Raw genomic sequence first — 13,042 nt, forward strand, 5'->3', positions numbered from 1 at the left:
AAATATATTTATTAAAACATTAATTTCTATTGAACCGCCGTGTACCGAACGGTACGCACGGTGGTGTGAGAGGTCGCTAAATAAACTAATTATTTAGCTCCTACTCGATTATTAAGGGGTTGAATTAGTATGGGTAAAAAAGTTATTGCTATAGGTAATAGGTTAATGATGGATGATGGAGTAGCATTGTTAATTCTAGAAAAGATTAAGAATACCCTTGAGGATAATGGTATTGAAACTATTATAGGAGAAACAGATGTAGAATTTTGCTTTTCAAAATTAAATGAGTTAGATGTATTTTACATTATGGATTCAACATATTATGGTACTGTTCCTGGCACATTGACTTTTAAAAGTTTGGATGACATGGGAAAGATTAAAGATCACAGTAAATCTATTCACTCTTTAGGTTTAATGGATCTAGTAAGCATGTACAACCTGGATATTAAAGGTTATTTTATAGGGATAGAGATTTCTACTATAGATATAAATATTGGGTTAAGCAATATTTTACAGGGCAAAGTGGAATATATATCTAAAAAGATAATAAGCTTTATTATATAATTAAAGGAAGTAATGAAGGGCAAGAAGTTTATAGTTTTATGTCCTTACCATCTTAAAAAGTATTTAATACTTATAAATATCCTTCTCAATAATTAGATTTGTGATATAATTCATTAACGAAACAAACTGATCTTAAATTTATAACAGATAAAAGCTCTTATAAATTTAAGTTAAACAAAATAATAAATAAGTAAAGTGAGGGAAACGTGATATGAGTATTAAGTACATAAAAAAAATGCCTACTGCAAATGAAATCATGGAAGAAATGCCTTTATCAAATCATATTAAAGAAATTAAAAAAAATAGGGATATTGAGATAAGAAAAGTTTTTGAGAATGAATCTGATAAGTTTCTTCTTATAATCGGACCATGTTCAGCTGACAATGAAGATTCGGTGTGTGAATATATAGGAAAGCTTGCAGAGGTTCAGGAAAAAGTAAAAGATTCTATCATTATTATACCTAGGATTTATACAAATAAACCTAGAACTACCGGCGAAGGATATAAAGGTATGGCATCTCAACCAGACCCAAGTAAAGAACCTGATATGGATGCGGGACTCAGGGCCATTAGAAAACTTCATTTAAAAGCATTAAGTGAATATCACATGCCTGCTGCAGACGAAATGTTATATCCAGAAAATTATACATATCTTTCAGATTTATTAAGTTATCATGCAGTTGGGGCTCGCTCCGTAGAAAATCAGCAACATAGATTTGCCGCAAGTGGTATTAATATGCCTGTAGGCATGAAGAACCCAACTGGTGGAGATTTAACTGTAATGTTAAATTCCATTAAAGCGGCGCAGGATGGTCATACTTTTATATATAAAGGATGGCAGGTTGAAACAACAGGGAACACTCTTGCACATGCGGTTTTAAGGGGAGCTGTAGATTCTTATGGTAAAAATATTCCCAATTACCATTATGAAGATTTGATTAATATTGCTAAAGAATATGAAAATCATAAACTTTTTAATCCTTCTATTATTGTAGATACTAATCATGCAAATTCAATGAAGCATTATGAAGAGCAACCAAGAATAGTAAGGGAAGTGTTGATGAGTAGAAAATATGATTCTCTACTTAAAAAAATGATAAAAGGATTTATGGTTGAAAGTTACCTTGTAGAAGGTAAACAAAATGTAGGGTGTGGTACTTATGGAAAATCAATAACCGATGCATGTTTAGGATGGAAAGATACTGAAAAATTAATTTATTATATTGCTGAAAATCTATAGAAACATTGGTAATAATATATATTTAATAATATCTCAAAAACGCTTTAGGATAGTTATCCTAAAGCGTTTTTGTTTTGAGATATATTTTCAAGTAATAATTTTTCTGAATTTCACATTTCTAGGTTACTGTTTCATTTACACTTAACCATCTATCTGGTATGTTATAATTATATATTATTAAGAAACTACTTGCGTTAGTGATTATAAATTAGTTGAGCAAAAAGGTGCATATATAAAGATTTTATAATTGTAATTTTAATATAAGGAGAAAGTAGAATTATGATATTAAATTTTTTAGGTAGTGGTTCAGCATTTAATGTTGAAGAAGGAAACAATTCAGCCTATATAAAAATAAATGATAAATTATTATTATTAGATTGTGGAGAAAGCATTTTGAAAGAATATAGGAAAGGAGTAAACGAAATGAAGTATTTGATTATTGGAGCAGGTGGTACGGGGGGATGTATTGGAGCCTATATGGCGGAAGCTGGGAAAGATGTTACTTTGATTGCCAGAGGTAAACATCTTGAAAGTATTCAGAAAAGTGGACTAAAGGTAGAAACTACTTGGAAAGGAAATTATACTGTTTCACAGGTAATTGCATATGATATGGAACACTATCATGAGCAACCAGATGTGATTTTTGTTTGTGTGAAAGGCTATTCTTTGGAAGATACAGTTCCTTTTATTAAACGTGTTGCCCATAAGAATACCGTGGTAATTCCGATTTTAAACATTTATGGAACTGGCGGAAAATTGCAGAAAATGCTGCCCAAACTTTTAGTTACGGACGGATGTATTTATGTATCTGCTAATATTAAAGAACCTGGAACTCTTCTGATGCATGGTGAAATTTTTAAAATTGTTTATGGCATTCGTAACAAATCAGAATACAAACCTATTTTAAAGCAGATAGAACAGGACTTGAAAGAAAGTAATATTCTTGGAATTTTATCAGATGATATCAGGAGAGATGCCTTGCAAAAATTTTCTTATGTCTCAGCGATGGCAGCGTGTGGTTTATATTATGATGCAGAAGCAGCACCTATGCAGAAACCGGGAGAAATCAGAGATACTTTTGTTGCATTAACTAGGGAAATAGATGCTCTGGCTGTAGCTATGGGGATTTATTTTACTGCAGATATAGTGCAAATTAATTTAGAAATTTTGGATAAACTTGATCCTACGGCATCGACATCCATGCAAAGGGATATTGCTCAGGGGAAAAATTCAGAACTTGATGGGCTTATATTTGAAGTAGTTCGCATGGGCGAAAAATATGGGGTTCCTGTTAAAATGTATAAGAAGATAACAAAAAAATTCAGTAATTTATTAAACCTAGAGAGAAAGTAGAAAAATGCAAGATAAAAGAATATTGATAAAGGGAGGATATTCTTTGTTTTCCCTCCCTTATCAATTTTACTATCTTAATTTATATATGATTTGCAACTTCATATGCATCCCAAATGCCATACATGATATTAGAAACCTTACGTGCATCTCCTAAAAGATAAATTTCAGGAACTTCAAATTCTAATTCTTTATATCCTACTGAAAGTATTACGGAATCGCATTTAATCTTCTGAGTTCCACTTTCTGTTTCCATTTCAAGTAATCCATCTTTATATGCTTTAACCTTTGAATTTGTTTTTACATCGATATTATTAAATGGAATTAATTTTTCAAGCATTTCACTATTTGCAGAACATAAAGGCCCATTTAATGCAAGTATTTTGTTTAATGCCTCTACTATAGTTACCTTTTTACCTTTTTTAGCAAGGTGAAGTGCAAGTTCACATCCAACCAGTCCTCCGCCAACTATAACTGTCGCACACTTGCAGTCTTTCTTTCCAAGTAAAACGTCTGCGGTACAAGGAAGATGCCTTTCGGTAAACTCCCTTGTGTAGAATACAAAATCAATATTAAAATATTTTTTTAACCATTACATTTGCGATTATTTTTAATTTTTTCTTCCCAAAAGCCAAAAGCTATCCTTCCTGAAGTTAAAAGTCCCGGTGTTTCTGGAGTTGATAGAAATACTAAGAAGTTACCACCCTCACCAATAATTATTTTTCCATTTTCACTTTCAACCAATGTTGTTTCAGGCTGTGCACATCTTACGAAGGCTTTGATTCCTCCAGTTGGATCACCTAGAACATTAGAAGCATATTCTAATCTTATTTTTGCTCTAGGTTGTGGTTTGATAATTAAATTTGTAGGAGTTACAGCAGCATATTCAATATCTGAATCTGGGGGAGTTGCATTAAACCAAAACTGTGCACGGAAAGCTGAATCTGAAACATCAGTTACTGTCCACACATTTACATGCAAAATAACGCCTGATTTAATTGGATTGTATAATCTTGCCCAGGCATTTGTATATTTACCAAATACTAAATTATCAGCATATCCAATAAAATATTGTCCTAATGTAGATTCGTATAATTCTATTGGAATAGCAACAGTTTTTGAAAGTGATTCTTCGGTGCCTTTACATTGTATTTGATTCATTAAATTATCACCTCACTATATTGTAGTGTATTGTTAACATATAGTTACAAAGTAAAAGCAACACTATACAAATACATAAAGGAATATGAGTTGTAAGATAAGTTGTTAAAAAGCTAGAACTATTTTCTAGCCCATGTAGCAATAGCTTTAATATCTTCAGGAGTTGTTCTACAGCAACCACCAATTAGCTGCGCACCTTTCTCAAACCAGCTTTTGGCGCTACGACTATAAGTTTCACTAGAGGAATTACCATGCCATGTTTTAGAGTGAGCATCATATTCTTCTCCCGAGTTTGGATAAACTACTATAGGTTTTTTAGAATTCTTTTTAATTTCTTCAGTTAAGGATGGTATATGAGCAGGTGCACTACAATTTATTCCTATGGCAGCTATTTGCGCAAAGTCATCTAAATATTTGGCACAATCAGAAATTAATGTACCATCACTTATCTGCAAATCATTTTTAGCGCTAAAACTCATCCAACAATATGTTTTTGGAAATTCTTTAAGTAGTTTAGCAATAGCTTTAGCTTCTATAAGACTAGGTATTGTTTCACAAGCAAGAATATCTACACCTGCATCCACTAAAATTTTTATTCTTGGTCTATGAAATTCAATTAGTTCTTTTTCACCAATTTTATAATCCCCACCATATTCAGAACCATCTGCAAGATAAGCACCATAGGGGCCTACAGAACCGGCAACTAATGGAGTTGGTCTATTTATCCTATGTAGTGGATTTTTCCAAAAATCATCCCTCGCTTTAATAGCAATAGTAGCAGATTTTTTAATAAGGGATATTGCTTGAAGTTTAGTGAAACCTTTTTCTATATACCCTTCAATAGTAGCTTGATAACTTGAGGTAATTGCACAATCGGCTCCAGAAGCAAAATACTCATAGTGTACTTTTTCTATTATTTCAGGATTCTGAGCAAGTATTTTAGCTGACCAGAGAGAATCATTAATAGCGCACCCCATGCGTTCAAGTTCTGTAGCTAATGCACCATCTAAAATAATCAATGGAAAATTTTTTAAAATATTATCTATAGGATTCATAATAAATCTCCTTCTTTTATAGATTATTTTTTACTACTTTATTCTGTTTTCTGATATTCTTTATGTTCAAAATCACATTCCATAAGAGGAACTATCTTAGTCTTCTTTAAAAATTTATAACCAAAATATAAAATTAAAAATAGCGTGATAGTCATATAATTTGTAATAGAACTAAACAAAACGAAGGTAGGTGCTTGGAATATCAATAGGTTTGAACCAAATATAACAATAGTACAAAGCACCATAGCCATGTGGGTCCAAATGGGAACCACTTAGCTCGATACTCTGGACTTTTAACAACATCTCAGAAGGAGATGATTTAAGTATCCTAATAAGTTTACCATTAATATGTAATCATGCAATACCTACAATGCATATATGACTTACTTCCTCTAGGAGCTAGATTCATCTCTTTTAGAGCTGTTGCAACTCCTAGAGGAGATGATTTAATGATAACGTTACACTCTTATTTTCAAACATGTATAAACAAGTATTGACACGCTTGTTTATACATGTTATTCTATTATTATAAAGGGGGAGTCAAAAATGGGAGTTTCAAAAATATCAGTAGAAAAAATTATTGCAGCTGTTGGAGGTAAAGAGAATATATCTGCGACCACTCATTGTGTTACCAGATTAAGGTTTGCTTTAAAAGATGAAAAGAAAGTAGATAAGGCTAAACTCGATGAAATCGATTTAGTAAAGGGTTTCTTCTCTAGCAATGGTCAATATCAAGTAGTTATAGGACCTGGAGTAGTTGACAAGGTTTACGACATGCTTATTGAGATTACTGGAATTCAAGGCGCAACAAAACAGGAAGTTAAAGATGCAGCATCAAAAAATATTAATTTACTTCAGCGTCTTGTGAAAACGTTATCCGAAGTATTTATACCAATACTACCAGCTATTGTGGCTGCAGGTTTATTAATGGGTATAAATAATCTTCTTGCAGGTAAAGGTATTTTTTTTGCCAATCAGTCATTGATTGATGTTCATCCTGGTCTTCGTGATATTTCAGACATTATAAATATTATAGCTAATACTTCTTTCACATTTTTGTCAGCATTAATTGGTTGGTCAGCAGTTAAAAAATTTGGTGGAAATCCACTTCTTGGTATAGTACTTGGCTTAATCCTAGTGCATCCATCATTACTAAATGCTTATAATTATGGAGATGCTGTTACAAAAGGAACAGTACCATATTGGAATTTATTTGGGCTTAAAGTAGCTAAAGTAGGATATCAAGGACAAGTTTTACCCGTTTTAGTTTCATCCTACTTTTTAGCAAAAATAGAAATATATTTAAACAAACATATTCCAGATTCTATTAAGTTATTAGTAGTTTCACCTATTGCACTTCTTGTTACAGGTTTCTTATCATTCATTATAATTGGACCAATAACTTTTTCTGTTGGTAATGGAATTACTTATGGTTTAGTTTATATATTTAACCATTTTCCTGTAATCGGCGCGATTATATATGGTGGTTTCTATTCAGTACTAGTAATAACAGGTATGCATCAAATGTTCCTTGCAGTAGATTTACAACTTATAGCAAGCACAGGAGGAACTTTTTTATGGCCGATACTTGTTCTTTGCAATATTGCTCAAGGCTCTGGGGCCTTAGCCATGATGTTTATAAGTAAAAACGAAAAAATAAAAGGATTATCTTTTACGGCTGCTATTTCAGCTTATCTTGGAATAACTGAACCGGCTATATTTGGAGTTAACTTAAGATTTAAATTCCCATTTTTCGCAGCTATGATAGGTTCAGCGATGGGTGCTGTGGTTATAACAATAAATCATGTAAAAGCTCCGTCTATAGGAGTTGGAGGATTACCTGGTTTTTTATCAATATTTCCACAACAATGGGGAGTATTCTTTATAGGTATGATTATAGCAATAGTGGTTCCTTTTATATTAACTTTTGTATTTTCAAATTTTACTAATATTAAAGTGCCAACATTAAAAAACATGAAACTTAAGAAAAATATGTAATGTATTTATAAATGGAGGTATTACCATGAATGAATTTTGGTGGAAAAAGTCTGTTGTATATCAAATTTACCCAAAAAGTTTTAAGGATACAACAGGAAATGGAACGGGAGACTTACAGGGAATAATTGAGAAACTTGATTATATAAAAAACTTGGGAGTAGATGTAATATGGATAACCCCTATATATGAGTCTCCTCAGAAGGATAATGGTTATGATATAAGTGACTATTATAAAATAGATCCTCAATACGGAAGTATTGATACTTTTGAAAGATTGTTAACACAAGCACATGCACGAGGATTAAAGATAATATTGGATATGGTAGTTAATCATACGTCTATAGATCATGCGTGGTTTAAAAAATCTTCTCAGTCCAAGGATAGTCCATATAGAGACTTCTATATTTGGAAAGATGGTAAAGATAACATGTACCCTAATAATTGGAAATCTAAATTTGGAGGCAGTGCCTGGGAATATGATGAAAATTCAAAACAATATTATCTTCATCTTTTCGATGTCACTCAGGCAGATTTAAATTGGGAAAATCAAGAACTTAGAAAAAGTATATATGATATGATGGAATTTTGGTTAAGTAAGGGAGTAGACGGCTTTAGATTAGATGTAATTAACTTATTATCTAAAGACCAGGCTTTCCCAAATGATACTTTAAATACACCTATAGAGGATGGACGTAAATTTTACACAGACGGACCTAAAATTCATACATTTTTAAAGAAACTCAATGAAAATGTATTTTCAAAATACAAAAATATATTAACGGTTGGTGAAATGTCTTCTACATCTATAGATAATTGTGTTAAATATACTAATCCAAATGAAAAAGAACTAAATATGAGTTTTAGTTTTCACCATTTAAAAGTGGATTATCCAAGTGGCGAAAAATGGGAATTGGGAAAATTTGATTTTATAAAACTTAAAAAAATACTAACTGAATGGCAATATGGGATGATCAAAGGTAATGGATGGAATGCACTATTTTGGTGTAATCATGATCAACCAAGGGTAGTATCACGTTTTGGGAATGACAAAGAGTACCACGATGAGTCCGCTAAAATGTTAGCTACTACTCTACATTTATTACAGGGAACACCATATATATATCAAGGTGAAGAAATAGGAATGACAAATCCAAATTTTGATAAGTTGCAGGATTATAGGGATGTGGAATCTCTAAATATTTATGATATATTAAAAGCTAAAGGTAAATCTGATAAAGAAATTATGGACATACTTAAGCAAAAGTCTAGAGATAATTCAAGAACTCCAATGCAATGGGATACTTCTAAGAATGCAGGATTTACTGAGGGAACCCCATGGATAAATGTATCAAATAATTTTTCATATATAAATGCTTCTAGTGCCTTAAAAAATAAGAATTCAATTTTTTATTATTATAAAAAGCTAATAAGGTTAAGAAAAGATTATGATATAATCGCATATGGAGATTTTGAGATAATATTGGATAATGATCCTCAAATATTTGCATACATTAGACGTTATAATAATGAAAAATTATTAGTTGTAAATAACTTTTATGCTGAATTTGCTACATTTGTTCTTCCGAGTGATGTTATTTTGGAAGGAGAATCTAAAATATTGATATCTAATTATGCAGATACAAAAAACAATATAAATGAGTTATTACTTCGCCCATATGAATCTTCAGTTTTTTATATAAAATGAAAGATCCATTCACTAGTTCCATAGGTATATGATATAATTTATATGGAACTAGCCGTTTGGAGGAATATTAATGGGAAAAAAATATATGTGTATATACGAAAATATAAAAAATGATATACTTCAGGGCAATTATAAACCAGGTGAAAAATTTCCTTCTGAAAATGATTTTTGTAAAATGTATAATACAAGTAGGGGTACTGTAAGGCGAGCTTTAGATATGTTATCTGAAGAAGGTCTAGTAAACAGTGTTCATGGTAAAGGATCTTTTGTTTTAGAAAATAATCAAATTACTTTTTCATTTGGAAATCTTGTGAGTTTTGCTGAAGTTTCTAGTATAAATGGGAATGAATTTTCTACCTCTGTACCAATGTTTGAAGAAGTATTAATAGATGAAGTTTTACATGAAAAAACTTCTTTAGAAAAAGGAAAAGAGGCTTATAAATTATATCGCACAAGAAGTTTAGATAATGAAAATATTATTTTAGATGTAAATTATTTTCTAAAGGATAATGTTTTAAATCTTACAAAAAAAATTGCAGAAAAATCTATTTATAAATATATAGAAGAAGAATTGAATACAAAAATTGGTTTTGCTAAAAGAATTATAAAAATAGAACAAGCTAATTCTATTGATAAAAAATATTTGGATATGAAATCCTATAATTTCATAGTAGTCGTAAAAAATTTTGTATACTTAAATAATGGAACTCAATTTGAATATACAGAATCGAGGCATCGTCCAGACCGCTTTGAATTTTCTGATTTTGCTAGAAGAAGATAATAAAACTTTAGTAAAAAGTAACTTAAACGGCTAAGTCCCTAAATTTAAGGGGTTTAGCCGTTTGTTTTTTTAACTTCTAATTAAATTTCTTTTATAAAATTTACTATTTTTATACTGCGCAACTATCAGCATTTATTATTTTGTTTGTAATTAATGTTTTAGCTACTTGCGTCATTGAAATTGGATCTAATATTTCTTCCAATTCTTCTGTAGTTAAAATTCCCTCACTTAAAACAATCCCTTTTATAGATAGGCCAGTTTTTAAAGCTATTTTTGCAATATCAGCTGATTTTTTGTATCCAATATAAGGGCAAAGTGCTGTTACTATGCCTATACTACCATTTAAAAGTTCTGCGCATCTCTCTTTGTTAGCGGTAATTCCCACAATACAATTATCCACAAATGTTGTAGTTGCATTTGTAAGTGTTTCAATAGATTCGAATAAGTTATAGAAAAGGACAGGTTCAAAAGCATTAAGTTCTAATTGGCCTGCTTCTGCTGCCATAGTTATTGTAAAATCATTTCCTATAATATTAAAAGCTACTTGAGAAACTACTTCTGGAATAGTAGGATTTATTTTACCGGGCATAATTGATGAGCCATTTTGTTTTGATGGTAAATTTATTTCACCTATACCAGTTTTAGGACCACTTGATAATAGTCTTAAATCATTTCCCATCTTAGATAGATTTACAGCGCAAGTTTTTAAAGCTCCTGATACACATACAAATCCATCAAGATTCTGAGTCGCATCAATTAAGTCTTCAGCTTGAACCACATTAAAGCCAGTTACCGTTTGGAGGTTAGAAATAATATTATCTAAATATTTGGGACTGGCATTTATACATGTGCCTATTGCTGTGGCACCAATATTTAAAGTAAGCATTTCTTTTTGCGCATTAACTAACCTATTAATATCACGTTTTATCATTGAAGCATATGCGTGAAATGATTGACCAAGTCTAATTGGAACTGCATCTTGAAGCTGAGTACGTCCCATTTTTATAATATTATCAAACTCTAAAGATTTTAATTCTAGAGCATTATATAAGCGCTTAAGTTCTGAAGTTGCTTTTGGCAACATTTTAAGAATTGTGATTTTCCCAGCAGTGGGGAATATATCATTGGTGGATTGAGCCATATTTACATGATCATTAGGATTTACAATACTGTAATTACCTTTAGTCCCACCAAGTAGTTCAATAGCAATGTTTGCAATAACTTCATTAGCATTCATATTTGTAGAAGTACCTGCGCCACCTTGAATTGGATCAACAATAAATTGATCATGAAACTTTCCGGAGATAATTTCATCGCAAGCATTTATAATTGCATCTGCAATTTTAGTATCTAACATATTGGCATCTCTATTTGTAATAGCTGCTGATTTTTTTATCTCTGCAAGGCTTACTATAAGTGCTGGGTGAATTGTTTTATTTGTAATATGAAAATTATTATGAGCTCTTAATGTTTGAACACCATAATAAGCATCATTTGCAACTTTCATACTTCCTATTGAATCAGATTCTATTCTTGTTTCCATATTAATTCCTTCTTTCTTATTTTTTCGTTTTTCCAATATATGCAGATTAACATGGTTTTATATTTATGTAAATGACTAAAGAGAAGTTGTGAATAAAAGCTAAAAATAAACATGTTATACTTAATTTAAATTAATTTGTATACAATTGCAGTTAACTTTATTAAGTAGATATTTAGAAGATTTAAGTTAATGGAGTATAATTATTTCTAAATATAATCTGAATAATATATTGAAAGTTAAGTTATATATACTATATTAATCAAAAAACACAATGCGTAATTAATATTTTTAATTAATCTTATAGGAATGAATTGCATATTTGCACAAATGACCTTATTATATTAAGTGACAGCAATAAGAGTTAGATATAGGTAATTTTAATAAAGTAATTAATTAATGCTATACTGCAGAGAATTATGAAAGATTCTTTAACTAACCTTTAATGCATATATGCATTAAAGGTTAGAATATACATTATTATAACGTTAATATTTTAACAATAAATAAAAAGGGAGGTAAATGTTAGTAAGGAATGCACAAATATAGTGAATCTTACTAACACCTAAAATATGGACAAAATTGATTTAAAACTTATTGAGCTTTTTCAAGAAAATGCACGTTATTCACTTAAACATTTAGCACAAGAAGTATTTTTATCAACTCCAGCCGTGTCAGCTCGTATTTTAAAGCTAGAAGAGACAGGAGTTATTACAGGATATTCTGCACATGTTGATCCACTAAAATTAGGTTATAACATTAAAGCCTTTATAAACTTAGAAATGTCACCAAAACAAAAACCAGAATTCTATCCTTTTGTAGAAAGATGTCCCAACGTACTTGAATGCAACTGTGTAACAGGAAAGTATTCAATGATTATTACTGTTGCTTATCATACAACTGTAGAACTTGATGCATTTATCAATGAATTGCAGAAATTTGGAAATACAGAAACACAAATAGTGTTTTCTACAGCAGTTGAACATAGAGGAATTAATGTATCTACTTAACAGTATTTAAAATACATTACACTAAAGGAGGAATGTTTAAATGAGTTTTCAATTACCAAAGTTTTTATCACCAGATTTCTCGCAGAGTTTTTTTATTATATAGGAAACAGCTTGCGGAAACCACTGTGGATAACATTCTAGCTAAAAAATAGATAGAAAAAATAAGAAAAATATGAGATGATATAACCATGAAAAATAATAAGATTACTATAAAACAAATATTTGAAGATAATTATCCAGAGTTTTGGAAATTAAATAAAGAAAAGTATCCTGAAAAGATGAGAGAACATATGAATATCGAAGTAATGAAAATGATAGGATGTGGAGATATTTCATTGGGTTTTGTTGCGTACATATGTTTAAAATGTCTGGAAGTATTTAAAATAGGTTTTACATGTAAAAGTAGATTTTGTAGTAAATGTGGAAAAAAGTACATAAGTGAATGGGTAGAAAAACAAGTTAGTAAAATTTTAGACATACCACATAGGCATTGTGTATTTACAATACCCGCTGAGTACAGAAAATATTTTTTTTGGAATAGAGAGAGTCTGAAAGACCTGCAAGACATGGTGTATGAGGTTATAAATGAGTTTGCAAATGGTGTAAACTATAAAAATAGAGAAGAATATAAAAAGAAG

General features: G+C 30.6%; 12 protein-coding genes. 8 read left to right on the plus strand and 4 right to left on the minus strand.

The window, feature by feature from the left end:
• Positions 1-129 precede the first annotated feature (129 nt).
• The 3 genes from KPL38_RS14920 (at position 130) to KPL38_RS14935 (ending at position 3,157) form a co-directional block, all read left to right on the plus strand.
• Positions 130-564, plus strand: coding sequence for a hydrogenase maturation protease (locus KPL38_RS14920; protein ID WP_216289940.1), 435 nt, complete (start codon positions 130-132; stop codon positions 562-564).
• A 211-nt stretch (positions 565-775) separates the two neighbouring features.
• On the plus strand, positions 776-1,804 hold the full coding sequence (locus KPL38_RS14925) for a 3-deoxy-7-phosphoheptulonate synthase (RefSeq protein WP_216289941.1): 1,029 nt from the start codon (positions 776-778) through the stop codon (positions 1,802-1,804).
• Positions 1,805-2,083: 279 nt separating this feature from the next.
• On the plus strand, positions 2,084-3,157 hold the full coding sequence (locus tag KPL38_RS14935) for a 2-dehydropantoate 2-reductase (protein WP_376769040.1): 1,074 nt from the start codon (positions 2,084-2,086) through the stop codon (positions 3,155-3,157).
• A gap of 79 nt (positions 3,158-3,236) precedes the next feature.
• Here KPL38_RS14935 and KPL38_RS14940 read toward each other — a convergent pair whose 3' ends face one another.
• The 3 genes from KPL38_RS14940 to mmuM form a co-directional block, all read right to left on the minus strand.
• On the minus strand, positions 3,237-3,725 hold the full coding sequence (locus KPL38_RS14940; RefSeq protein ID WP_376769041.1) for an FAD-dependent oxidoreductase: 489 nt from the start codon (positions 3,723-3,725) through the stop codon (positions 3,237-3,239).
• 14 nt (positions 3,726-3,739) lie between these two features.
• Positions 3,740-4,315, minus strand: a complete 576-nt coding sequence (locus tag KPL38_RS14945; RefSeq protein WP_216289942.1) for a DUF6143 family protein — start codon at positions 4,313-4,315, stop codon at positions 3,740-3,742.
• A gap of 119 nt (positions 4,316-4,434) precedes the next feature.
• Positions 4,435-5,370 (minus strand): homocysteine S-methyltransferase, encoded by a 936-nt coding sequence (mmuM, locus tag KPL38_RS14950; protein WP_216289943.1) that lies wholly within the window; start codon positions 5,368-5,370, stop codon positions 4,435-4,437.
• A gap of 546 nt (positions 5,371-5,916) precedes the next feature.
• Here mmuM and treP point away from each other — a divergent pair.
• From treP to treR, 3 genes are all read left to right on the plus strand, one after another.
• Positions 5,917-7,368: a PTS system trehalose-specific EIIBC component gene (treP, locus tag KPL38_RS14955; RefSeq protein ID WP_216289944.1), complete on the plus strand. Its 1,452-nt coding sequence runs from the start codon at positions 5,917-5,919 to the stop codon at positions 7,366-7,368.
• Positions 7,369-7,393: 25 nt separating this feature from the next.
• Positions 7,394-9,073 carry an alpha,alpha-phosphotrehalase gene (gene treC, locus KPL38_RS14960; protein WP_216289945.1) on the plus strand — a complete coding sequence of 560 codons (1,680 nt, stop codon included), beginning with the start codon at positions 7,394-7,396 and terminating at the stop codon, positions 9,071-9,073.
• A 70-nt stretch (positions 9,074-9,143) separates the two neighbouring features.
• A complete protein-coding gene (gene treR / locus KPL38_RS14965) occupies positions 9,144-9,854 on the plus strand; it encodes a trehalose operon repressor (RefSeq protein ID WP_216289946.1) in 711 nt (236 codons plus the stop codon).
• Between the two features lie 109 nt (positions 9,855-9,963).
• Here treR and KPL38_RS14970 read toward each other — a convergent pair whose 3' ends face one another.
• The gene (locus tag KPL38_RS14970) at positions 9,964-11,397 is read right to left on the minus strand and encodes an aspartate ammonia-lyase (RefSeq protein WP_216289947.1); all 1,434 of its coding nucleotides are present in this window, start codon (positions 11,395-11,397) and stop codon (positions 9,964-9,966) included.
• 569 nt (positions 11,398-11,966) lie between these two features.
• On the opposite strand from KPL38_RS14970, the gene KPL38_RS14975 reads away from it, so the two are divergent.
• Positions 11,967-12,404 carry an Lrp/AsnC family transcriptional regulator gene (locus tag KPL38_RS14975; RefSeq protein ID WP_216289948.1) on the plus strand — a complete coding sequence of 146 codons (438 nt, stop codon included), beginning with the start codon at positions 11,967-11,969 and terminating at the stop codon, positions 12,402-12,404.
• Between the two features lie 188 nt (positions 12,405-12,592).
• The coding region (locus tag KPL38_RS14980) for a transposase zinc-binding domain-containing protein (RefSeq protein WP_216289949.1) at positions 12,593-13,042 on the plus strand (450 nt) is incomplete at its 3' end.

Source organism: Clostridium psychrophilum (assembly GCF_018861705.1).
Taxonomy (GTDB): Bacteria; Bacillota; Clostridia; order Clostridiales; family Clostridiaceae; genus Clostridium_AD; species Clostridium_AD psychrophilum.

Excerpts from the sequence above, each read along its gene's own strand:
- KPL38_RS14970 (WP_216289947.1), bottom strand. The coding sequence starts at position 11,397 with ATGGAAACAAGAATAGAATCTGATTCAATAGGAAGTATGAAAGTTGCA.
- treP (WP_216289944.1), top strand. The coding sequence starts at position 5,917 with ATGGGAGTTTCAAAAATATCAGTAGAAAAAATTATTGCAGCTGTTGGA.
- KPL38_RS14975 (WP_216289948.1), top strand. The coding sequence starts at position 11,967 with ATGGACAAAATTGATTTAAAACTTATTGAGCTTTTTCAAGAAAATGCA.
- KPL38_RS14920 (WP_216289940.1), top strand. The coding sequence starts at position 130 with ATGGGTAAAAAAGTTATTGCTATAGGTAATAGGTTAATGATGGATGAT.
- KPL38_RS14935 (WP_376769040.1), top strand. The coding sequence starts at position 2,084 with ATGATATTAAATTTTTTAGGTAGTGGTTCAGCATTTAATGTTGAAGAA.
- KPL38_RS14945 (WP_216289942.1), bottom strand. The coding sequence starts at position 4,315 with ATGAATCAAATACAATGTAAAGGCACCGAAGAATCACTTTCAAAAACT.
- KPL38_RS14925 (WP_216289941.1), top strand. The coding sequence starts at position 776 with ATGAGTATTAAGTACATAAAAAAAATGCCTACTGCAAATGAAATCATG.
- mmuM (WP_216289943.1), bottom strand. The coding sequence starts at position 5,370 with ATGAATCCTATAGATAATATTTTAAAAAATTTTCCATTGATTATTTTA.
- treR (WP_216289946.1), top strand. The coding sequence starts at position 9,144 with ATGGGAAAAAAATATATGTGTATATACGAAAATATAAAAAATGATATA.
- treC (WP_216289945.1), top strand. The coding sequence starts at position 7,394 with ATGAATGAATTTTGGTGGAAAAAGTCTGTTGTATATCAAATTTACCCA.